This is a genomic window from Paenarthrobacter sp. Y-19, assembly GCF_029223985.1.
Classification (GTDB): Bacteria; Actinomycetota; Actinomycetes; order Actinomycetales; family Micrococcaceae; genus Arthrobacter; species Arthrobacter nicotinovorans.
On record NZ_CP119414.1, the window covers coordinates 2,026,052 to 2,047,567 of the forward strand.

Here is a 21,516-nt window from a genome sequence, read left to right on the forward strand (position 1 = left end):
TGCCGCGTCTGGGATATATTACAGAGCATGCTTTCCTTCAGCGTTCCCCTCGGCAAGCTGGTCCGCACTCTGTCCCGGCTGCGGGGCGGCGGGTCGGCGTTTCCCGGGCTTGTGGTCGAGAAGATCGACCCCCGGTTCATGCAGCGAACGCTGGCGTCACTGCCGCACGGTGTCGCCGTTGTCAGCGGCACCAATGGCAAGACCACAACTACCAAGATGGTGGTGGAACTCCTCGAAAGCCAGGGCCTGAAGGTCTTCACGAACCGTTCGGGCAGCAACTTCACCCGCGGAGTAGCTGCGTCCCTGCTCGGAGAGGTCGATTGGCGGGGACGGCTTGACGCCGATGTCGCCATTCTTGAACTCGACGAAGCACATGCCGTCCACTTCGTTAACAAGGTTCCTCCCCGTTACAGCCTGCTGCTGAATGTCCTCAGGGATCAGCTGGACCGGTTCGGCGAGATCGACAAAACGGCCCGGCTCCTGGAGCACATTGCATCCAAGACCACCGACACCGTCGTCCTGAACCGGGAAGACCCCCGCGTTGCGCGGATAGCCAACATCGTCAACAGCCTCGATGCCGTTCATCACCCCGAGGTGCGGTACTTCGGTCTGGACGAGTCACTCCGCAGCACCTTCCCGAACGACGACGAAATGCGAACAGGCAGTGGACCCTCACCGTCCGGCACGTCCGTGGCCGCAGCGTCCGGTGAGGCAGTCGACTTGCCGGATGCCGACGTCGTGCTTCGCCGGGTAGGTGCCCAGGACGCAGACTTTGAGTTCGACGGCAAGACCGTGACCACAACCATGAAGCTGCGCGGCGTTTACAACATCTTCAACGCTGCCGCGGCGTTGTCGCTGACCCGCGCAGTTCTGGGAACCGGCCCCATTGACACCCCAAAGCTCGTCAAAGCCCTTGGCGACGTCGCCCCGGCATTCGGACGCGGTGAAAGCCTCACGGTGGATGGCCAACCGCTCGAACTCGTGCTGGTAAAGAATCCCAGCGGTTTCCGGCTCGGCCTGAAGTCGTTCCCGGCCGGCGGCTACGCAACCATGATCGCGATCAACGACAACTATGCCGACGGCAGGGACATGTCGTGGCTGTGGGACGTGGAGTTCGAGTCCCTGCGCGAAGGCGGAGTAGAGGTCCTTACGGGGGTCAGGGCCTACGACATGGCCCTCCGGCTGCAGTACGACGACGTGCCCTTCGGCACCGTGGAGCCGGATATAACAGCAGCACTTCGGACCTTTATCGACGGCTCCCGCGGCAAGCCCAAGCGCATTTTCTGCACGTACACATCAATGCTGGCCATCCGCCGCGAACTCGCCAAAATCACCATAGTTGAGGTGGTCTCATGACCTCGGAAACCCAGCCCACCGCCCATTCACCGGAGGAGCGTGCCCAGTCCACCAAGGGCACTATCCGCGTCCTCCAGCTGTACCCGCGCGAAATGAACATCTACGGCGACTGGGGCAACGCCCTGGTGCTGAAGCAACGGATCAAGTGGCATGGCTACACGCCGGAGCTGCTGGAGTACAACGTGGGAGATGATTTCCCGGACGACGTCGACATCATTGTGGGCGGCGGCGGGCAGGACAGCGGCCAACTTGTCATCCAGGACGACCTTCAGGCGCGCGCGGAGCAGTTGAGGGAGCTGGCCGACAACGGCGCCCCAATGTTGGTGATCTGCGGCCTTTACCAGCTCTTTGGAAAGTTCTTCAAGACCAGCACCGGACCCACTATCCCCGGGATCGGGATTCTGGATGTCGAAACCCAGGGTACGGATGAACGCCTCATCGGCAACGTGATCATGAAGTCCGCCGAGTTCGGCGACATCATGGGCTACGAGAACCACAGCGGTCAGACCACCTTGGGTCCTGGCGTACAACCTCTGGGGACAGTGACCAAAGGTGCGGGCAACAACAGCAAGGACGGCCATGAGGGCGCCAGGTACAACAACGTCGTGGCCAGCTACCTGCACGGTTCATTGCTGCCAAAGAACCCGGCCATCGCCGACTTCCTGATCCGCACCGCTGCGGAGCGCAAGTTCGGCACTTTCGTGCCGGGATCGCCCGACGACGACTACGCCCGCCTCGCGCGGGAACACGCCGCCCGCCGTCCCCGCTAGGGGCTATCTCTCCTTGGTGATCAGCAGTTCATGTGCGCCTGCACTGGCTGCGCCCATGGATTCGACAACGGTTTGGGTCCTCTGGTGGGTTTCGGCGTCGGCCGCGGGTGTGGCACACACGCCTTGCGGGGCATCGCTGGCCACTGAACACCAACGGTAGGGGTCCCGGACAATCACCGAGGGCGCCCACGCGAGGTCGGAGGCAGTCCAGGTGCCTGCAGCGTTTTGGCTGAACTGTGCCCTGACCAGCAGCCCTTCGTTGTTGACCACGTACCACGGTGACAATTCCGTGATGCCGTTGCCTAGCCCGTACACGATCCAGGTGCCTTTGTAGTTCTCGATGGGCAGCACGGAGTGGGTGTGATGCCCGTAAATCATGGTGAACTGCCCGCTGTCCACGAGTGCATGCGCCACATCCTGCTGTTGGGCATTGGGTTCGCTCGCGTATTCGTCACCCGCGTGCATGACTCCCAGGACAATGTCAGCACCGAGGGCCCTGGCTTGGGTTGCCTTGGCAATCATGGTTGCAGGGTCGAGTTCGTCCACAAGCCAAGGGTATTCCGGAATCTGTCCGTTGTGGCCATAGGTTCCCATGATGACCGCGACCTTGGCCGCGTCGGTCTGGAGCATCAGGATTTCCTTGGAGGCAGCCTCCGTCCGGTAGGAGCCGGTGTGCTTCAGCCCTGCGGCATCGAGGGCATCAAGGGTCCTGAGCAGACCCTCCGTGCCGCGGTCAATGGTGTGGTTGCTCGCGGTGGTGCAGGCCTGGTAGCCAATGTCCTTCGAAGCGGTGACAATCTGCGGCGGTACATTGAACGACGGGTAGGCCGAGAAAGGCCCTTCGGGCGTGGCCACCGGAGTCTCCTGGTGGCAGATGGCGAGGTCGCTGCTGTTGACGTAGCGCCGCTGTCCTTCGAGGAGCGGGACGAAGGTGTAACCGGGCAAGCCAGCGGCGGCGGCGTCTGTCCTTGCCTGCTGCCATAACTGGGTGTGGACCAGCATGTCGCCCGTCACGGTGATGGAGGTACAGCGGAGTTCAGGGCAGGCAGGTCCCTTGCCTGGAGTTGGATTCGGAGCGGGAGTACGTGTGGGCATAGGCGACTCCGCCGCGGGAGACGTTGCTGCGGTGCTCCGGTCCGGATCTGTGTTCTCGGCTACGACGCCGCAGGCGCCAAGGGTCATCGCAAGGGCGACCACTATGGCAGGCGCTGCCGATCGGCGAAGCCGGATCCATCTCGTCGCAGATGTGAGATTCCCCATGATTTTCATCCTACGGCGAAGTCGTGCCGAAGCAGGCGTGCCGCTCTTGAGGACACGATTCTTACGTGAAAGAGTCACTTCATGACCAATCCCCTGCTTGACCCCAGCCCCCTGCCGTACGGACTGCCGCCCTTTGCGCACATCTCTGCGGCCCACTATGCCGAGGCAGTGGAGGCCGGGCTGGCAGCTCACCTGGAGGAGATAGACGCGATCACCGGCAATCCGGACCCTGCCACCTTCCTGAACACAGCGGTGGCAATGGAGCGCTCCGGCCTTCTCCTGAACAGGGCAGCAGCGGCCTTCTTCACCCTTGTCTCAGCGGATGCGGGCGATGACATCAAGGCGCTTGAAACTAAACTTTCCCCCAGGTTTTCGGCCCACCAGGACGCCGTATATATGAACCGCGGCCTCTACGAACGCTTCTCTGCCATCGACGTCGACGGCCTCGATGCTGAGTCTGTCCGGCTGGTGCAGGAATACCTCAAGGAGTTCCGCCAATCCGGCATCCAGCTCGATGACGCCGGACAGGACCGGCTCCGTACAGTCAACGCCGAACTCTCCCGGCTGGGCACTGAATTCGGCCAGCGGACCAAGGAAGCCATGAAAGACTCCGCCCTGCTTCTCGACGACCCGGCCGACCTTGCCGGCTTGCCGGATGAGGACGTCGCAGGAGCCGCTGAAGCTGCGAAGGCCGCCGGTCACGACGGCAAGTACCTCCTCACCTTGATCCAACCCAGCAACCAGCCCGCTCTCGCGTCTCTCGAAAACCGGACCATCCGCCGTCGTTTGTTTGAAGCGTCCCTGTCGCGCGGCACTGATGGCAGACCACTGGACGTGCGGGAAATTGTGACGGCGACCGTGCGGTTGCGTGCGGAAAAGGCAGCCCTGCTCGGCTTCGCCAACTTTGCCGAACTGGTGGTGGACCAACAGACCGCGCCGGACTTCAGCGATGTCCAGGCCATGCTGCGCCGGTTGGCACCCGCAGCCGTCCGCAACGCACAAGCCGAGGCCGATGCCCTGGCCGGAACCGCGGGACATCACCTCGAGCCGTGGGACTGGGCCTACTACTCAGCCCGGGTCCGGAAGGAAAAATTCCAGGTGGACGAGCAGGCGATCCGCCCCTACTTCGCCCTGGAAAGCGTGCTGAACGACGGCGTCTTCCACGCTGCGACCCAGTTGTATGGCATTACGTTCCATGAACGCGAAGACCTCGAGGGATACCATCCCGACGTGCGCGTGTGGGAAGTCCGCGACGAAGACGGGACTGGCCTCGGCCTCTTCCTTGGCGACTACTACACCAGGGAGAGCAAACGTGGCGGGGCGTGGATGAACTCCCTCGTTGAACAATCCAGCCTCCTGGGTACGCGCCCCGTGGTGATCAACAACCTCAACATCACCAAGCCCGCTCCAGGCGAGCCCACGCTGTTGTCCCTGGATGAGGTCCGGACAGTGTTCCACGAATTCGGCCATGCACTGCACGGCCTGTTCTCCAGTGTTACGTACCCGCGCTTCTCCGGGACATCCGTGCCTCGGGACTTTGTGGAATACCCTTCGCAGGTCAACGAAATGTGGATCATGTGGCCCGAGGTCCTGGCCAACTACGCCCGGCACCACAGCAGCGGGGAAGCGCTCCCCCAAGTCATCGTGGATAAGCTCAACGACTCATTGTTGTGGGGCGAAGGCTTCGCGACGACAGAATACCTGGGCGCCGCCTTGCTTGACCTTTCCTGGCATGTGCTTTCCCAAGCCGACGTACCCGGGGATGTCCTGGCGTTCGAAGCCAAGGCACTTGCCGAGGCATCCATTGCCCACCCTTTGATCCCGCCGCGTTACCGCAGCGGCTATTTCCAGCACATCTTCGCCGGAGCGGGCTACGCAGCCGGGTACTACTCGTACATCTGGAGTGAGGTCCTCGATGCGGACACGGTGGAATGGTTCAAGGAAAACGGCGGGTTGACCCGCGCCAACGGTGACCGGTTCAGGTCCGAACTGCTCTCCCGGGGCAACAGCCGTGACCCTCTGGAGTCATTCCGCTTGTTCCGCGGACGCGACGCCGAACTGGCACCACTCCTGAAGCGCCGCGGCCTCGACTAGGAACGACGGCGGCCGACCACCCTTGGGGGGTGGCCGGCCGCCGCCGTACGGTTAGCTGTTACCAGCCGCGCTCTGCGAGGCGGTGGGGCTGCGGGATTTCGTCGACGTTGATGCCGACCATCGCTTCGCCCAGGCCGCGGGACACCTTGGCGATGACATCGGGGTCATCGTAGAACGTGGTGGCCTTGACGACGGCGGCGGCACGCTCTGCCGGGTTGCCGGACTTGAAGATACCGGAACCGACGAACACGCCATCGGCGCCGAGCTGCATCATCATCGCAGCATCAGCCGGGGTCGCGATGCCACCGGCAGTGAACAACACCACCGGAAGCTTGCCCGTGGCAGCGATCTCCTTAACCAGCTCATACGGGGCCTGCAGCTCCTTGGCCGCAACATACAGCTCGTCCTCGGGCAGGGCGGCGAGCTTGGCGATCTCCGAACGGATCTTGCGCATGTGACCGGTAGCGTTGGAAACATCCCCGGTACCGGCTTCGCCCTTGGACCGGATCATCGCCGCGCCCTCGTTGATACGGCGCAACGCCTCACCCAGGTTGGTGGCACCACAGACGAACGGGACGGTGAAGTTCCACTTGTCGATGTGGTTGATGTAGTCCGCCGGGGTCAGGACCTCGGACTCATCGATGTAGTCAACACCGAGGGACTGCAGGACCTGGGCTTCGACGAAGTGGCCGATACGGGCCTTGGCCATCACCGGGATGGACACGGCAGCGATGATCTGATCGATCATGTCCGGATCGGACATGCGGGACACGCCACCCTGGGCGCGGATATCAGCCGGGACACGCTCAAGCGCCATCACGGCGACCGCACCGGCATCCTCGGCGATGCGGGCCTGCTCGACGTTAACGACGTCCATGATGACGCCGCCCTTGAGCATCTCAGCCATGCCCCGCTTAACGCGGCTGCTGCCCGTGACGCTGTTCGCGGACGAACCGGCTTCGTTGCTTACATCTGGTGTAGACACAAAAACCCCTATGGGTAGATAAACGACCTTCTTGCCGGAGGCACGCGCAGCACACGACCGCGTTCAGCGCACACCGGGTTTCAGGTCAAGGTGACCAAGTACTAGTAATAGTAGTCGCACGTTGCATGGCGGCAGTACATTCATTACCGCCTTGCAGGGCAACAAACAGGGGTGTGGTAGGACACCTGCACAATCGGCGGGAGCCGACTCTGGTCAGATGCCAGTTCCCTCGGCCTCTGCCATGGCCTGCTTGCGGACCGTAGCCATTCTTTGGACTACCGTGACAACGCTGGCCAGTGCCAGCAGGACCAGGGTTGCAAACAGCACCACGGGTGGAATTCCCAGGCCCGTGAGCCCGGCAATCAACAGGACCGATGCGAGTCGTTCGGCCCGTTCTGCAATCCCAACGCTGGCGTGGTAGCCAAGTGATTCGGCTTTGGCCCTCGCGTAAGAGACAACCATGCCGAGGACAAGGCAGACGACGGCGGCCGTCCCTATTGCGGTGTCCTTGCCTCCGGTGAAGAACCAGATAGTGAGGCCCGCGAAAATGGCGCCGTCGGCCAGGCGGTCCAACGTGGAATCAAGAAAGTTTCCCCAACCGCCGCTTCTGCCTTGCAGCCGGGCCATGATGCCGTCCACGACGTCCGAGAAAGCGAAGAACGCAACCACCACAGAACCCCACCACAAGTGGCCCAAGGGGTAGAGGATGAGTCCGCCCAGGATGACGCCGGCGGTGCCCGCAATAGTGACCGCGTCAGGTGACACGCCGATCCTCAGGAGCCAGCGCGCCAAAGGGGTAAAGAGTGAAGTGAAGAAGCCGCGCGCATGCCTATTGAGCATTCGACTCCCCCGGCCAGGCTTCGGCCACTAGTTTGCGGACCTCGTCCAAGGTCTGCGTGATGGCTTTGGTCTGGGCGATGATGGGAAAGAAATTGCCGTCCCCGCCCCAGCGCGGAACTACGTGCTGGTGAAGATGGGCAGCGATGCCCGCCCCGCCGGTAACACCTTGGTTCATGCCCAGGTTGAAACCGCTGGGATTCGAAACCTTCCGGAGCACACGCATGGCGGTCTGGGTAAGATCAGCGAACTCCGCTGTCTCTTCCACCGTAATATCCGTGTAGTCGGGGACGTGGCGGTAGGGGCAGATCAGCAGGTGGCCCGGGTTGTACGGGAACAGGTTGAGCACGACATAGCAGGTCTTTCCCCGGTGGACGATGAGCGATTCCTCGTCAGAGCGGGTCGGTCCTACACAGAACGGGCAGTCATCCTTGTTCTTGAATTGATCCTGCCCGCCCTTGATGTAGGCCATGCGGTGGGGAGTCCACAGGCGCTGAAACGCATCCGGAACGCCTGCGAGTCCGAAATCATCGGTTACGTCTGCGTCGCCCGGAAGGTCAGCTGCCGCGCCTGTGTTCTCCTGCACCGTCACTTTTCCGTTCCGTCAGCTCTCGCGGTTCTTTACGGCGTCGACTATCCTGCGGACCGCTTCTTCCACGGGAACGCCGTTATCCTGGCTGCCGTCCCTGAACCGGAATGACACGGCGCCCGCTTCGGCATCCTCACCGCCGGCAATCAATACAAAGGGAATCTTGTCCTTGCTGGCTGTACGGATCTTCTTCGGGAAGCGATCCGAGGAAATGTCCACCTCGGCACGGATGCCTGCAGCCTTGAGCTGCCCGACGACGTCAAACATGTAGTCGTTGAATGCCTCGGCCACGGGAATGCCAACTACCTGGACCGGAGCAAGCCAGGCCGGGAAGGCCCCGGCATAGTGTTCGGTGAGCACACCCATGAAGCGTTCAACAGAACCGAAGAGCGCCCGGTGGATCATGACGGGACGCTGGCGCGTTCCGTCGGCCGCCTGGTATTCCAGTTCGAAGCGTTCGGGAAGATTGAAGTCCAGCTGGATGGTGGACATTTGCCAGGTCCGGCCCAGCGCGTCCTTCGCCTGAACCGAAATCTTCGGGCCGTAGAACGCGGCTCCACCCGGATCCGGCACGAGTTCCAGCCCGGAAGCGGCTGCAACCTCGGAAAGAGTACGGGTGGCTTCTTCCCAGGCGGCGTCGTCACCAACGAACTTCTCTTCGTTCTTGGTGGACAGTTCCAGGTAGAAATCGTCCAGGCCGTAGTCCTTGAGCAGGCCGAGGACGAAGTTCAGCGTGGTAGTGAGCTCGTCCTTCATCTGCTCGCGGGTGCAGTAGATGTGGGCATCGTCCTGTGTCATGCCGCGAACACGTGTCAGTCCATGCACAACGCCGGACTTCTCGTACCGGTACACCGAACCGAACTCGAACAGGCGCAACGGAAGTTCACGGTATGACCGGCCGCGAGAGCGGAAGATCAGGTTGTGCATGGGGCAGTTCATCGGCTTCAGGTAGTAGTCCTGGGCCGGCTTGCGCACCGTGCCGTCCTCGTTGAATTCGGCGTCCACCTGCATGGCGGGGAACATGCCGTCCTTGTACCAGTCCAGGTGGCCTGAGACCTCGTACAGGTGACCCTTGGTGATGTGGGGTGTGTAGACAAATTCGTAGCCGGCGTCCACGTGGCGTTGGCGGGAGTAGTCCTCCATCGCCTTGCGGATGATCCCGCCCTTGGGGTGGAACACCGGGAGGCCTGAGCCCAGTTCATCCGGGAAGGAGAACAGATCCAACTCGACACCGAGCTTGCGGTGGTCGCGGCGCTCAGCTTCGGCGATGCGCTCCTGGTAGGCCTTCAGCGCTTCCTTGGTAGGCCACGCGGTTCCGTAGATACGCTGCAATTGCTGGTTGTTCTGGTTGCCCAGCCAGTAGGCGGCCGAAGAACGCGTCAGCGCAAAAGCGTTGGCGATGATCTTGGTGTTCGGAAGGTGCGGACCGCGGCACAGATCGCACCAAACGCTTTCGCCGCTCTTCCTGTCCACGTTGTCGTAGATGGTGATGTCACCGGCGCCGACTTCGACGTTGACGCCTTCAGCGGCGTCGGAGGCGTCGTTCTTCTTGCCGAGCAGTTCGAGCTTGTAGGGTTCGCCGGCCATGGCTTCGCGCGCTTCGTCTTCGGTGACCACGCGGCGGACGAACTTCTGGTTCTGGTTGATGATCTTCTGCATCATCTTTTCCAGCTGGCGCAGGTCTTCCGGAGTGAAGGGCTCGGAGACATCGAAATCGAAATAGAAGCCGTCAGTGATGTACGGGCCGATGCCAAGCTTGGCATCAGGGCGCAGTTGCTGCACGGCCTGGGCCATGACGTGCGCGGTGGAGTGACGGAGGACGTTGAGGCCATCGGGAGATTCGATGGTGACACCTTCGACGTCGGCGTCGGCGGGGAGGACCTGGTCGAGGTCCTTGAGTTCGCCGTTGACACGGGCTACAACGACGTCGCGGCGCTCGAAGAAGAGTTCCGCGCCGGTAGTCCCTTCCGTCACCTTTGTCTCTTCGCCATCGACGATGAGGGTGATCTGTTGGGCATCTGACACGGGTGTCTCCTATTCATAGTTAAGGCTTCATAGCTTGTGGCGTACGGGGACCACAGCCAGCCACCGTCAATCGTATCCGCTCCGGCGAGGGCGGCCAAAGCAGCACGCCGGGCCGGGATTCAGGGTGTTCAGCTTCCCAGCCCGGTAATGGCAAGGTTCCGTGAAATGCCGTGGAGGGGGCCGGGAATCGTGTATTCGTCCGTCGGCACTTCACCGCCGCTGATGATTTCCGGATAAGGAAGCGATTCGGGCCGGCCAAGGTCCCAGGCCTTGCTCGCGCTCAGGCTGATTCCCCTGGGACCTGTCCTCCTGGTGGTTCCCCGGATCAGCAGCAAGCGAGTGCCGAACAGCAACGGTCCCGATTCTTCCTGGGCTTCGTGGAAGAAAACCGAATCCACACATCCAGTGCCGTCATCGATACTGATGAAGACCACCCGCCGCCCACCGCGCATGGGAGGGGTTTGGGTGGCAACGCGCACCCCGGCCACCAAGACCTCCGTTCCGTTGCGCAAGCCAAGGAGTTGGTCGGCCGTCGTCACTCCCAATTTCGCCAGGAGGGGCCGGTGGCTTTCCATCAAGTGTTCGCTGACATCCACGGCCATGAGGTCAAGCTCTGCCCTGACATTTTCAATCATTGTGGTGGGAGGAAGTTCCGGGGCGAGGTTCTTCAGCTCGACATCCCCCAGTGCAAACGACAACTGCCCTTCGATGACACCGTTCGGTTTTTTTGAGGGATTGTTCTGCATGGCTTGGAGATGCTGGACAAGGTCAGCACGGTTCGCCTTTCCACCGGAGTCTTTGTGCAGGGCATCGAAGGCGCCGAGTTGGGCCAGTCTCTTGATGTTTGGCTTGCTCACCCTGGCCCGGGTCCTCAGATCGGCCAAAGAATCGAAGGGCTGCCCGGCAACGATCCTCTTCAGCTCAGCCTTTGAGAGCCCGTAAATACCCGACAGGCTCAACCGGATGCCGAGTTTGCCATGGTCAGGGCCTTCCACGATTTTCTCAACCCTGTACTCAGCCTGGCTCCGGTTGATGTCCAGCGGCAGGATGGGAATACCGAGCCTGCGGGCTTCAGCCACCAATAGCCGCTTGGGGTACATCCCGGGATCATGCTCCCACAGGCCCGCCAGGAAGGCTTCGGGGTGATGGGCTTTCAGCCAGGCCGACTGGTAGGTAGGAACAGCAAAGGCAGCCCCGTGTGCCTTGCAGAACCCAAAGCTGCCAAAGGCCTTGAGCGTGCCCCAGACCTTGTCCACCACTTCAGGGGTGTAGTTCCTGATCGCTTCCCTACGGAAGTACTTCTCCACCTCGGGTTCACGGACTTCATCACCGAGTGCCCGCCGGAATTCATCAGCCCTTGCCAGTCCGCACCCGGTCATGACATCGAAGGTCTTCAGGATCTGCTCATGGAACACCGTCACACCATGGGTTTCTTCCAAAACTGGTTTGAGGTCCTGATGCGGGTACACCTCAGGTGCAAAACCGTGCCTGTGCTCCAGGAAGGGACGCACCATATCCGACTTCATGGGCCCGGGCCGGAACAAAGAAATATCAATGATGAGGTCGTTGAATTCACGCGGGGCCATCTTCCCGATGAGTTCCCGTTGACCCGGCGACTCGATCTGGAAACACCCCAGTGTGTGGGTGCTCCGGATCAGTTCAAACGTTGGCTCGTCGTCGAAAGGAACGGCGTTGAGCTCAATCCTCCCGTCCTCGTCAATGAAGTCCGGCCCTGAGCCTTCCGGTCCTGCCGGGTGCCTTCCAGCAGCAACCACTTCGGCTTTGGAAGGATGCAGCCGGATTACCTCCCTTACGGCGAAGGCCATTGCGCTTTGCATCCGTACACCCAGGACATCCAGTTTGAGCATGCCCATGGGATCCATGTCGTGTTTGTCGAACTGGCTCATGGGCAAGCCAAGGCCGCTGGGCTGGACAGGGGTCCGGTCAAGGAGGGTGGCATCTCCCAGGATGACGCCGCAAGGGTGCATGGAAATGTGCCGGGGCAGCCGGTCCAGCCTTTCAGTCAGGTCCACCAGGAGGTCGAGTTGCTGGTTCTCCTCCATTCCTCCGCGTTCCACCCGGCCGGCAAAGTCACGAAGCTCAGGCTTTTCCACCAGCGCTTCGCGGAATTTCCTTGCGGAGAATCTCCAGAGCTGCTTGGCGATATCGCTGACTTCGCCCTCATCCATCCCCAACGCCATACCGGCATCCCTGACAGCACCACGTGCCCTGTACCCGTTCTGCATGCTCATGAGGGTCACCCGTTCAGACCCGAACCGATCAAAAATCTTCCGGTACACGTTGTGGCGTTCCGCGCTCTCGACGTCGATGTCAATGTCAGGAAGTGTTGACCGGCGTCCGGACAGAAACCGTTCAAAAATGAGGTCGTGGCGGATGGGATCAACCTGGCTGATGTCGATCAGGTAATTGACCAGGCTGGAGGCCCCTGAGCCACGTGCGGCAACCCTGACGCCCATGTCCAGGATCATCTTGGAAACCTCTGCCACGGTAAGGAAATAGGATCCGAAGCCGAGCCTGCCGATGATCCCTAGTTCGTGCTCCAACCGCGAGCGCACCCGGTTCTCCGCTTCTGCACTGATGCCGGGGAAACGTCTGGTGATTCCTGCTTCGCAGCGTTGGGTCAGTTCCACCATGGGGTGGTTGTCGATGCCAATGATGGAGGCCTCGGGCACGACGGGTTGTTTCCATCCCATGTCCGGAACGGGGTCAATACGGCATTTGTCGGCGAGCGCTTCAGTGTTCGCGAGCAGTTTGTTCAGGCCGGCTTGTCCCAGGCCCGCTGCGTTCATGATTTCTTTGCCGAGCTGGAGCATGTGGTGGCGGTTTTTCAGCCAGCCTTGCCCGGTGGGTTGGAGCATGGGTGCGGCGGAGAGCTCGGGGAGGGATTTCAGGGTGCGTGCTGAGTCCAGGACGTCGGCGGTTGCTGCCCCGTCCTGGGCGCAATAGCGCACGGCGTTGCTGAGGATGGCCGGGACGTTGTATTCGAGGGCGAGTTTGAGCATGCGGACGGCATGGGCTGTGCTGAGGGGTTCGCCCGGTGCGCTGAGGTGGGATACGGTTTCGGCGACGATGGTGCCTGGTGGCATGGCGTCGATCCATTGTTTGAAGAGGGTTCTGGGCCTCAGGTATTTTCGTCCGCCCATGGCCCTTCCGACATCGGAGTCCGGTCCGATCATGACCGTGAGGACGGGCTTGAGGGTTGTGGGGTCCAGGGTCCTGGAGGCAAGCTCTCCCCTGGTCACTGCTACGGGGACTGCTCCTCCGGCTTTTCCCGAGGTGCGTGCGTGGGCATCCGATACCAAGCGGCACAGTGCCCGGTATCCGGCACCGTTGTTATGGCCGTGGGCCAGTACGACGACGCGGCCCGCGACCTGGGTGCGGTGGTCGCCGTCGTCGTCGAAGACTGCCAGGTCAACGCCGACGATGGGGTCGATGCCTGCGTCCATGCAGGCTTTGAGGTGTTTGACGGTGCCGTAGAGGCCGTCCCTGTCTGTGCAGGCGAGCGCTGTTGCTCCGTCGGCTGCGGCTGTTTGGGCTAGTTCGTCGGGCCAGGAGACGCCGTAGTGCGCGCTGAAGGCGGTTGAGACGTGCAGGTGGGTAAAGCTCAAGGTTCACGCTGCTTCGTCTGGTTCGACGGATCGGGCCGGGGCGGCGTCGTGGATGCGGAGCAGTCTCCAACGGCCGCTGCCGAGGTGCCGAACCAGGTCCAGTGTGATGGCTTGGCCGCTCTGTTGTGGTTGAAGCTGGACCCGCCAGATCTCGTGGTCGACCAGGCCTGCGCCGGCGCCGATGGGTGCACGGTTTTCTTCGACCCACCATTGGCGGCGTTCGAACCAACGGACGGGCTCGTTGGTGACGGTGTAATCCGTGCCTTTCCATTGAACTTCCTGTGGCTGGCCTGTTTCCGTGCAGATCACTCCGACGGACTCGCTGAACAGCCCCATTTCACACCTCGTTACGCCGGCCCGGTTTGATTCGAAAGTATGTTCGAATAATTCCAGTTTACGCCGACGTACGGGCAAAACCTACTTCGAAGTTCCCGCCTGTGCAGAAGCCTTGGAGACACGCTTTCCAGCCCGCCTCAGCAGGCCATCACGCCACGGTTGCATTCCTTTCGCCAGCGCGACTCTTCCCATAAGGGCCGAGGCGAGCCTTAGCTGCTGGGTGCGGAGGACGCGCTTCCCGCCATAGGCGGCGAGCGCGGAATCCAGGGGTTGTTCGTTGAGCAGGTCCCCTAACGTCACGGCATCGATGAGCGCTTCGCAGGCGCCCCTGCCCAGGTTTGGTGTCATGGCGTGGGCAGCATCCCCCACCAACACCACGTTGCCCCGGGAGTAGCGGGCCAATGGCGGGGTTGTCCAGATGCGCTGGGCCAGGGAGGTTTCCGGTGACGCCTGGGCAAGAACAGCCTTTACGGCCTCCGAGTATCCGGCATAGCGGCGCCGGGTAACGTCCAGGGCTTCGAGGACATCCACCTTGTCCGGCCCAAGATCCGACCGGTAGGAGGCATACCAGTTGGTTCCGCCTACCGCTGGTGCCAGGCCGAAGATCTCTCCCCTGCCCCAGTACTCGCCGACATCACCGGCCTGGGGCGTGCTTGGGACCACTCCCCTGACGGCCAGGTACGGGGTTGGCCTGGCGGCGCTCCGTTGGCCCCAATGGCTTCGCCGGACCACACTGTTGACCCCGTCCGCACCCACGGTCAGCCACGCTCCACCCGGAACACTGTCAACCCTGCCCACCACGCGGCTTACCGATGACGGCACCGCCGTGTTCAACAGCCTCAGCAGCTCGGGCCGGGATATGCCCACCAGCCCTCCCCCTTCCATGGACAGCACCGCTTCTCCTTGGGGGCTGCGCAGGGCTCCGGCTGTGATGACGGATCCCCGGCTCCGCACAGGACCGAGGATTCCGATTTTCGACAAGGCATCCTGGGCTCCGGGCCACATGGCCAGTGTTGTCCCCACGGTTGGCAGCTGGGGCCTTTGTTCGTACACCGTGACGTCGAACGCGCCCGGGTCCAGTCTTGCTGCGAGCGCCAGGCCGGCAATGCCCCCACCGATGATGTTCACCTTTTTCATGCCCACACTGTACTACTACATTTGTAGTAACAACAGGGAGTGAAGCTAGACTTTGGCCATGGCCGACCGACGAACCCAGCTAGCCGACGCCGCGCTCGCCGTCGTCGCCGAGCAGGGCCTCAAAGGACTGACCCACCGTGCCGTCGATGCCCGGGCCGGCGTCGCCCTCGGAACCACGTCGAACTACTTCCGCAACCGCGCCGCCCTGGTGGGTGCCGCCGTCGACCGCGTTGAAGAACTGGACAGCCTCCTGCTGCAAGGTGACCAGAGGGAGCTTCCGACGACGACGACGGCCTTGGCGGAGCAGCTCGCCGCTGCGGTCATGGGACTCACCGATACGAACGCCCCGCTCACCAGGGCGCGATTCGTCTTCGCCCTCGACCAGCCCGAAACAGTGGCCGCCGGTCATGAGCGGCTGGTCTCCGCTTTGGCGCAGCTGCTCGAACGCCTGGGATTATCCGATCCCCGGGCCCGCGCCGAAGCGGTATCCGATTACAGCGACGGCCTGGCCTTGCACCTGCTCACCGCACGCAAGGGCAAAGGCGTCGACAAGGCAGCTGTCGCCAAAAACATCCAACTGCTCCTGGAAGGGTGAGCGGCCCCGGATGACCCGGAGGGGTGGACGGCAGCCGGTCCGCAGAGCAGGATTGTGGCATGAGCACCAATGACGCACTCCTGAAGCAGGTCAACATCTCCGCCGCGGACGACCACCTCGTGGCCCGATTCGAAATTGACGGCAACATACCAGGCTCCGGCGCTTACGTCGTGGGCCTTGTTGCTGCCAGCGAAGACTACTCCTCACAGCGCCGGCTCGGCATCGAGTTCATGAACGGCGAAGCGATTTCGTTCTATTCCTTCAACCACTCGCTCAGCGCGGAGGAAAACTACGACATCAAAGGCGTGGAGCATTCCGGCAACGTCATCACCGGGAACTTCCCCATGTCCGCCATCCACGGACTCAGCAAAGGCCACGTCATGACCGCCTTCAGCGAAGCTGACGGCCGGGAATTCCAGTCCGGCGTGCCGGTGAACGAAGCACTCTGACTCTCAGAAGAGTCCTTCCACCGGTTCGATAAGTTCCGGTGAGTTGTTGCGGACATTTCCGACGGCGGTCCCCACCGGGTCCAGCGTCCAGTCAGCAGCAGCATCGTGCGCCCTCGAACGGACCATGTCCACCAGCCCTGCGGCGTCCTTCTCCCGCGGATCCAGCCATGCCTCCATTGTCTCTGTGCTCATCGGCAACGGAACACGGTCATGGAGCGCAGTGAGTTCGTCGAACACGGAGGCGCTGCGCCGTGTTCGGGCCGAGTCCGCCGTCGGAGTGTCTGCGGTGAGGATGGACATCGACAGCAGCCAGCGGCCCGGATCGTCCGCCGGTGCCGCCTGGTCCCGCCACCACTCATACAAACCGGCAAACACCAGACCGTGCGCGTCGCCCGGATGAACATAATAGGGCTGCTTGTTCTTTCCCTCGCCCTTCTTCCACTCGTAGTAGCCGTCAGCCGGCACCGCACACCGGCGGGCCACAGCAGCCTTCTTGAAGGAAGGCTTTTCCAGAAGGGTCTCACTGCGGGCATTGATGAGCCGCGCCCCGCCCTTGGGATCCTTTGCCCAGGAAGGCACCAGCCCCCACTTGGCTACATGGAGCTGCCTCTTGACGTTGTCATCGACCAACCGCTCCAAAACGATCGGAACCGCGTCCGTCGGGGCAACATTCCAGGACTTCTCCAGGGCGATCTCGTTCTCAAGTTCGGCATCAAAATCGGCGAGCAGGTCTCCCACCGCACGGGCCATTACGTAACGTCCACACATGGCAACAGTCTGCCCTTTCCCGGGAAAACGCACCAGCGTGGGCGTGTGAGGCAACCCGTCTTCGTCGCCGGACGGGAATTATTCGGCACCGGGTTACCGTTGTTACGAACGAACCACTCCGTGCAAACGACAAATACTGAGGAGAGCTCTGTGGATTTCACTCCCGACTCCGGCACCATCACCATGTTCTCGACCACCTGGTGCGGCTACTGCAACCGCTTGAAGAAGCAGCTGGACGCCAAGGGCATCGGCTACACCGAGATCAACATCGAAGAAGTAGATGGCACGGCCGAACTCGTCGAGCAGCTCAACGGAGGCAACCGCACGGTACCCACCGTCCTCTTCCCGGACGGAACTGCCGCGACCAACCCCTCGGCGTCCGAGGTGGAAAGCCGCCTCGCCGCCTAGGTCCATCCGCATACGGCCGCTGGGCCCGCTCGGAACAATCCGCACACTGTCTGCCACCTGTGATAGACAGAATGGGAATCCGTAGCGGGCCCTGCTGCATTAACCGGGCCCGCCCTCCGCGAGCCCGAAGGGAACCACTCCAATGGTCCACGCAGTCAAAGGCGTCGTCGTCCGCTCCAAAGGCGCACCCGCAACCCTCGAAACCATCCTTGTGCCCGAACCCGGCCCCGGCGAAGCCCTGGTGGACATCCTCACAAGCGGCGTCTGCCACACCGATCTGCACTACAAGCTCGGCGGCATCAGCGACGACTTCCCCTTCCTGCTGGGCCACGAAGCAACCGGCGTGGTCAGCGCGGTCGGCCCTGACGTCACGGAGGTAGCCCCCGGTGACCGCGTTGTCCTGAACTGGCGTGCCGTCTGCGGCAACTGCCGCGCCTGCAAGCGCGGTCAGGCCCAGTACTGTTTCAACACCCATAACGCCACCCAGAAGATGACCCTCGAAGACGGCACCGAACTCTCCCCGGCGCTGGGCATCGGAGCCTTCATCGAAAAGACCTTGGTCGCCGCGGGCCAGTGCACCAAAGTAGACCCCGACGCCGACGCTGCCGCCGTTGGACTGCTCGGCTGCGGTGTCATGGCAGGGCTCGGCGCAGCCCTGAACACCGGCGGAGTCAAACGCGGCGATTCAGTCGCCGTCATCGGTTGCGGTGGCGTGGGTGTCGCAGCCATCGCCGGCGCCGCGCTCGCCGGCGCCACCACCATCATCGCCGTGGACATCGACGCCAAGAAGCTCGAACGCGCCAAGGACCTGGGCGCCACGCATACCGTTGATTCCTCCGCAGGGGACCCCGTCGAGGAAATCCGTGCTCTCACCGGCGGCTTCGGCGCAGATGTGGTGATCGACGCCGTCGGACGTCCCGAAACCTACAAGCAGGCCTTCTACGCACGCGACCTGGCCGGCACCGTCGTCCTTGTCGGCGTTCCCACGCCGGAGATGACCCTCGAACTGCCCTTGCTGGACGTTTTCGGCCGCGGCGGGTCCCTCAAATCCTCCTGGTACGGCGACTGCCTGCCGTCCCGCGATTTCCCCATGCTGGTGGACCTCTACAAACAAGGCAAGCTGGACCTGGATGCCTTCGTCACCGAACGCATCACCATCGACCAGGTGGAAGAGGCCTTCGACAAAATGCACCACGGCGCCGTCCTGCGATCGGTGGTTGAACTGTGAGCACCGATAGCCTCAGCATCAGCAACGTCGTCACTTCCGGAACCTTCTCCGTGGACGGTGGCACCTGGGACGTGGACAACAACGTCTGGATCATCGGCGACGACTCCGAATGCATCGTCATAGACCCCGCCCACAACCCTGCCGCGATCTTGGACGCCGTGAACGGCCGCACGGTCACAGCAATCCTGCTCACGCACGGACACGACGACCACATCAGCTCGGCAGGCGAATTCCGCGACCTGGTCAAAGCACCCATCCACCTGCACCAGGACGACTGGATGCTGTGGGAAACGGTGTTCCCCGGGCAGAACCCTGACGCTGCCATCACGGACGGCCAGGAGTTCACTGTGGCCGGTACACAGCTCACGGCAATCCACACGCCCGGTCATTCACCCGGCTCGGTGTCCTTCCACCTGCCCAGCGAAGGCACGCTCTTCAGCGGAGACACCCTTTTCCAGGGCGGACCAGGTGCAACAGGGCGTTCCTACAGCGACTTCCCCACCATCATCGAGTCCATCAGGACCAAACTCCTGACACTGCCCGAAGAGACCGTTGTCCGCACGGGCCATGGCGACACCACCACCATCGGCGCGGAGAAACCGCATCTGGATGAATGGATAGCTCGCGGCCACTGACACTGCGCCTCAACCCTCCTTGCCGGCCGCCCCCTCGAACTCCGGGGCGGCGGCCGGCTCAAGGCGAATAATCACCGACTTCGAAGCAGGTGTGTTGCTTTCGTCTGCTGTCGAGTCCAGCGGGACGAGAACGTTCGCTTCGGGGTAGTACGCAGCCGCGCAGCCCCTGGCGGTCGGGTACGCAACCACCCGCAGTTGACGGAGAACCCGGTCCACGCCGTCGTCGGCCTCGCTGTGAACGTCCACGTAGGAACCGTCCTCATGACCCAACTCCCCAAGGTCCTGGGGATTGACGAACAGAACCATGCGCCCCTTCCTGATACCCCTGTAGCGGTCGTTCAACGAATACATCGTGGTGTTGAACTGGTCATGGGACCGGATGGTCTGCAAAATCAGCCGCCCTTTCGGCAGCTCGATGGTCTCCAGATCATTGACCGTGAACATGGCCTTTCCGGAGGGGGTCGGGAACGTCCGGCTGTCCCTGGGTCCGTGCGGCAGAACAAAGCCATCTTTCTGGCGAATACGGTCATTGAAGCCGTCAAAACCTGGCACAACGTGCGCGATATGGTCGCGGATGGCGTCGTAGTCGGACCGCAAACCCGACCAATCAACCGGCACCTTGGCGCCAAGGACCGCTTCAGCCAAACGGGTAACAATGGCGACCTCGGACATCACGCCGGCAGCGATCGGCTCCAACGTACCGGCGGAGCTGTGCACCGCGCAGACCGTGTCCTCCACAGTGACGAACTGTGCAACCCCACCCTGCCGGTCTATCTCCGTGCGTCCCAAAGCGGGCAGGATCAGCGCCTGCTCACCAACCACCACATGTGACCGGTTCAGCTTGGTGGAGATCTGCACGGACAAGCGCGTCCGCCTGACGGCTTCCTCCGCCACTGCGGTGTCCGAAATCGCGTGGACGAGGTTGCCACCGAGCGCCACCAACACTTTGATCCTGCCGTCCCGCATACCGCGGATGCTGTCCACTGCGTCAACGCCGGGATTCCGGGGCGGATCGAAGCCGAACTCATCCCGCAGGGCGGCAAGGAACCGTGGTGGCATCTTTTCCCAAATGCCCATGGTCCGGTCGCCCTGGACATTGCTGTGGCCCCTGATGGGAGACGGACCGGCTCCCGGCTTGCCGATGTTACCGCGCAGCAGCAGGAGGTTAATGATCTCTTTGATGGTGGACACGGCCTTCTTATGCTGGGTCAGCCCCATGGCCCAGGTGATGATGACTTTTCCGGCGTGGAGGTAGCTTCCAGCGAGTTCATCGATTTCGTCACTGCTCAGCCCTGTCGCGGCAAGGACTTCGCTTTCGCCCAGTGTTGCCAGGTGCGCGGCAAAACCCACGAAACCCTGGCATTGGGTATCGATGAAGGCCCTGTCCAGGACTGTCCCGGGCGCCGCGCTTTCAGCATCAAGGACCCGCTTGGATACTGCTTGCAACAACGCCATGTCGCCGGCCAAGCGGATCTGCAGGAACTGGTCCGCCAGGTCCGTGCCCTTTCCAACCAGGCCCCGGGGACGCTGGGGGTTCCGGAAATTGATCAGGCCCGCTTCCGGCAGGGGATTCACGGCCACGATCTTCGCGCCCGCCTGTTTGGCCTCTTCCAACGCGGTCAGCATCCGTGGATGGCAGGTGCCCGGGTTCTGTCCCATGATGATGATCAAGTCCGATGCCGCGAAATCCTTGTACGTAATCGCTGATTTGCCTACACCGATCGTCTCGCCCATGGCAACGCCAGTGGACTCGTGGCACATATTTGAGCAGTCGGGAAGGTTGTTCGTCCCGAATGCCCGTACGAACAGTTGGTAGAGGAAGGCGGCCTCGTTGCTGGTCCGCCCGCTCGTATAGAACGTAGCCTGGTCCGGCGACTCAAGGGCGTTCAACTCCTGTGCGATGATTCCGAACGCCTCGTCCCAGCCAATGGGCACATACCGGTCCGCGCCTGCAGCTTTGTACACCGGTTCCACCAGACGGCCCTGCTGGCCGAGCCAATACTCCGGCCGGTGCGCCAACGAAGCCAAGGTATTTTCCGCCCAGAAAGCGGCAGGGATCCTGAGCGGCTCCGCCTCCCAGCCGATGGCTTTGGCGCCATTCTCACAAAATTCAGCGCGTTTGCGTTCGGGTGGATCGGGCCACGCACAGCTCATGCAGTCAAAGCCGTCTTTTTGGTTGACAGCCCGGAGTGTCTTCCAGGCCCTCACCGGCCCCATGGACGACATGGCGTGCGGCAGTGTCTCAGTCAAGCTCGGCAAACCACCAGCGGACCGTTTGGGTGTACCGACGCTCAGTTCCGCGTCGGAATCCTCTATGGGATGCTGTTTCCGGCCCATCGCTACACCGCGATTCGCGTGATTGGGTAACTGATCACCCCAGCCTAAACCCGGCGTGCAACAGGCTCAACGAAGCTG

At 62.2% G+C, this 21,516-nt stretch carries 18 protein-coding genes; 8 read left to right on the top strand and 10 right to left on the bottom strand.

Annotated elements, in window-relative coordinates; translation table 11 throughout:
• Positions 1–27 precede the first annotated feature (27 nt).
• Positions 28–1,356: a Mur ligase family protein gene (locus PYR64_RS09360; RefSeq protein ID WP_275779550.1), complete on the top strand. Its 1,329-nt coding sequence runs from the start codon at positions 28–30 to the stop codon at positions 1,354–1,356.
• A complete protein-coding gene (locus tag PYR64_RS09365; RefSeq protein WP_039241699.1) occupies positions 1,353–2,126 on the top strand; it encodes a glutamine amidotransferase in 774 nt (257 codons plus the stop codon). Before PYR64_RS09360 ends, PYR64_RS09365 begins: the two co-directional genes overlap by 4 nt.
• Positions 2,127–2,129: 3 nt before the next feature.
• On the opposite strand, the gene PYR64_RS09370 is transcribed toward PYR64_RS09365, so the two are convergent.
• Positions 2,130–3,395 (bottom strand): CapA family protein, encoded by a 1,266-nt coding sequence (locus PYR64_RS09370; RefSeq protein WP_275779552.1) that lies wholly within the window; start codon positions 3,393–3,395, stop codon positions 2,130–2,132.
• 72 nt (positions 3,396–3,467) lie between these two features.
• Between PYR64_RS09370 and PYR64_RS09375 the strand changes: the two genes are divergently transcribed.
• Entirely contained in the window at positions 3,468–5,480 is a 2,013-nt protein-coding gene (locus PYR64_RS09375) for a M3 family metallopeptidase (protein WP_275779554.1), read from the top strand.
• 58 nt (positions 5,481–5,538) lie between these two features.
• Here PYR64_RS09375 and pdxS read toward each other — a convergent pair whose 3' ends face one another.
• From pdxS to PYR64_RS09410, 7 genes are all read right to left on the bottom strand, one after another.
• Complete coding sequence (pdxS, locus tag PYR64_RS09380) at positions 5,539–6,465, bottom strand: pyridoxal 5'-phosphate synthase lyase subunit PdxS (protein WP_020608520.1); 927 nt, start codon at positions 6,463–6,465, stop codon at positions 5,539–5,541.
• Positions 6,466–6,678: 213 nt separating this feature from the next.
• Entirely contained in the window at positions 6,679–7,305 is a 627-nt protein-coding gene (gene pgsA, locus PYR64_RS09385) for a phosphatidylinositol phosphate synthase (protein WP_275779557.1), read from the bottom strand.
• Positions 7,295–7,888, bottom strand: coding sequence for an HIT domain-containing protein (locus tag PYR64_RS09390; RefSeq protein WP_026267169.1), 594 nt, complete (start codon positions 7,886–7,888; stop codon positions 7,295–7,297). The genes pgsA and PYR64_RS09390 overlap by 11 nt, the downstream gene beginning before the upstream one ends.
• An 18-nt stretch (positions 7,889–7,906) precedes the next feature.
• The gene (gene thrS / locus PYR64_RS09395; protein ID WP_018777771.1) at positions 7,907–9,916 is read right to left on the bottom strand and encodes a threonine--tRNA ligase; all 2,010 of its coding nucleotides are present in this window, start codon (positions 9,914–9,916) and stop codon (positions 7,907–7,909) included.
• A gap of 128 nt (positions 9,917–10,044) precedes the next feature.
• Positions 10,045–13,545: a DNA polymerase III subunit alpha gene (gene dnaE / locus PYR64_RS09400; RefSeq protein ID WP_275779560.1), complete on the bottom strand. Its 3,501-nt coding sequence runs from the start codon at positions 13,543–13,545 to the stop codon at positions 10,045–10,047.
• A 3-nt stretch (positions 13,546–13,548) separates the two neighbouring features.
• Positions 13,549–13,881 carry a DUF6504 family protein gene (locus PYR64_RS09405; protein WP_275779562.1) on the bottom strand — a complete coding sequence of 111 codons (333 nt, stop codon included), beginning with the start codon at positions 13,879–13,881 and terminating at the stop codon, positions 13,549–13,551.
• Between the two features lie 81 nt (positions 13,882–13,962).
• Positions 13,963–15,018: an FAD-dependent monooxygenase gene (locus tag PYR64_RS09410; RefSeq protein ID WP_275779564.1), complete on the bottom strand. Its 1,056-nt coding sequence runs from the start codon at positions 15,016–15,018 to the stop codon at positions 13,963–13,965.
• 58 nt (positions 15,019–15,076) lie between these two features.
• Between PYR64_RS09410 and PYR64_RS09415 the strand changes: the two genes are divergently transcribed.
• Positions 15,077–15,613 carry a TetR family transcriptional regulator gene (locus PYR64_RS09415; RefSeq protein ID WP_275779566.1) on the top strand — a complete coding sequence of 179 codons (537 nt, stop codon included), beginning with the start codon at positions 15,077–15,079 and terminating at the stop codon, positions 15,611–15,613.
• Positions 15,614–15,672: 59 nt separating this feature from the next.
• On the top strand, positions 15,673–16,062 hold the full coding sequence (locus PYR64_RS09420; protein ID WP_018777776.1) for a hypothetical protein: 390 nt from the start codon (positions 15,673–15,675) through the stop codon (positions 16,060–16,062).
• 3 nt (positions 16,063–16,065) lie between these two features.
• Here PYR64_RS09420 and PYR64_RS09425 read toward each other — a convergent pair whose 3' ends face one another.
• Positions 16,066–16,812: an SOS response-associated peptidase gene (locus PYR64_RS09425; RefSeq protein ID WP_018777777.1), complete on the bottom strand. Its 747-nt coding sequence runs from the start codon at positions 16,810–16,812 to the stop codon at positions 16,066–16,068.
• Between the two features lie 168 nt (positions 16,813–16,980).
• Here PYR64_RS09425 and PYR64_RS09430 point away from each other — a divergent pair, with 168 nt between their 5' ends.
• The 3 genes from PYR64_RS09430 to PYR64_RS09440 all read left to right on the top strand — a co-directional run bounded on the left by PYR64_RS09430 (position 16,981) and on the right by PYR64_RS09440 (position 19,101).
• Entirely contained in the window at positions 16,981–17,238 is a 258-nt protein-coding gene (locus tag PYR64_RS09430; RefSeq protein WP_018777778.1) for a mycoredoxin, read from the top strand.
• Between the two features lie 142 nt (positions 17,239–17,380).
• Complete coding sequence (locus tag PYR64_RS09435) at positions 17,381–18,466, top strand: S-(hydroxymethyl)mycothiol dehydrogenase (RefSeq protein WP_018777779.1); 1,086 nt, start codon at positions 17,381–17,383, stop codon at positions 18,464–18,466.
• Positions 18,463–19,101: an MBL fold metallo-hydrolase gene (locus PYR64_RS09440; RefSeq protein ID WP_275779569.1), complete on the top strand. Its 639-nt coding sequence runs from the start codon at positions 18,463–18,465 to the stop codon at positions 19,099–19,101. Before PYR64_RS09435 ends, PYR64_RS09440 begins: the two co-directional genes overlap by 4 nt.
• Positions 19,102–19,110: 9 nt before the next feature.
• Here PYR64_RS09440 and PYR64_RS09445 read toward each other — a convergent pair whose 3' ends face one another.
• Positions 19,111–21,438, bottom strand: coding sequence for an FdhF/YdeP family oxidoreductase (locus tag PYR64_RS09445; protein WP_189075499.1), 2,328 nt, complete (start codon positions 21,436–21,438; stop codon positions 19,111–19,113).
• Positions 21,439–21,516: the final 78 nt, after the last annotated feature.

What these genes read in the sequence shown, in the direction of transcription:
- PYR64_RS09360 (WP_275779550.1), top strand. Translation starts at nt 28, where the DNA reads ATGCTTTCCTTCAGCGTTCCCCTCGGCAAGCTGGTCCGCACTCTGTCC.
- PYR64_RS09365 (WP_039241699.1), top strand. Translation starts at nt 1,353, where the DNA reads ATGACCTCGGAAACCCAGCCCACCGCCCATTCACCGGAGGAGCGTGCC.
- PYR64_RS09370 (WP_275779552.1), bottom strand. Translation starts at nt 3,395, where the DNA reads ATGAAAATCATGGGGAATCTCACATCTGCGACGAGATGGATCCGGCTT.
- PYR64_RS09375 (WP_275779554.1), top strand. Translation starts at nt 3,468, where the DNA reads ATGACCAATCCCCTGCTTGACCCCAGCCCCCTGCCGTACGGACTGCCG.
- pgsA (WP_275779557.1), bottom strand. Translation starts at nt 7,305, where the DNA reads ATGCTCAATAGGCATGCGCGCGGCTTCTTCACTTCACTCTTTACCCCT.
- PYR64_RS09405 (WP_275779562.1), bottom strand. Translation starts at nt 13,881, where the DNA reads ATGGGGCTGTTCAGCGAGTCCGTCGGAGTGATCTGCACGGAAACAGGC.
- PYR64_RS09410 (WP_275779564.1), bottom strand. Translation starts at nt 15,018, where the DNA reads ATGAAAAAGGTGAACATCATCGGTGGGGGCATTGCCGGCCTGGCGCTC.
- PYR64_RS09415 (WP_275779566.1), top strand. Translation starts at nt 15,077, where the DNA reads ATGGCCGACCGACGAACCCAGCTAGCCGACGCCGCGCTCGCCGTCGTC.
- PYR64_RS09420 (WP_018777776.1), top strand. Translation starts at nt 15,673, where the DNA reads ATGAGCACCAATGACGCACTCCTGAAGCAGGTCAACATCTCCGCCGCG.
- PYR64_RS09425 (WP_018777777.1), bottom strand. Translation starts at nt 16,812, where the DNA reads ATGGCCCGTGCGGTGGGAGACCTGCTCGCCGATTTTGATGCCGAACTT.
- PYR64_RS09435 (WP_018777779.1), top strand. Translation starts at nt 17,381, where the DNA reads ATGGTCCACGCAGTCAAAGGCGTCGTCGTCCGCTCCAAAGGCGCACCC.
- PYR64_RS09445 (WP_189075499.1), bottom strand. Translation starts at nt 21,438, where the DNA reads ATGGGCCGGAAACAGCATCCCATAGAGGATTCCGACGCGGAACTGAGC.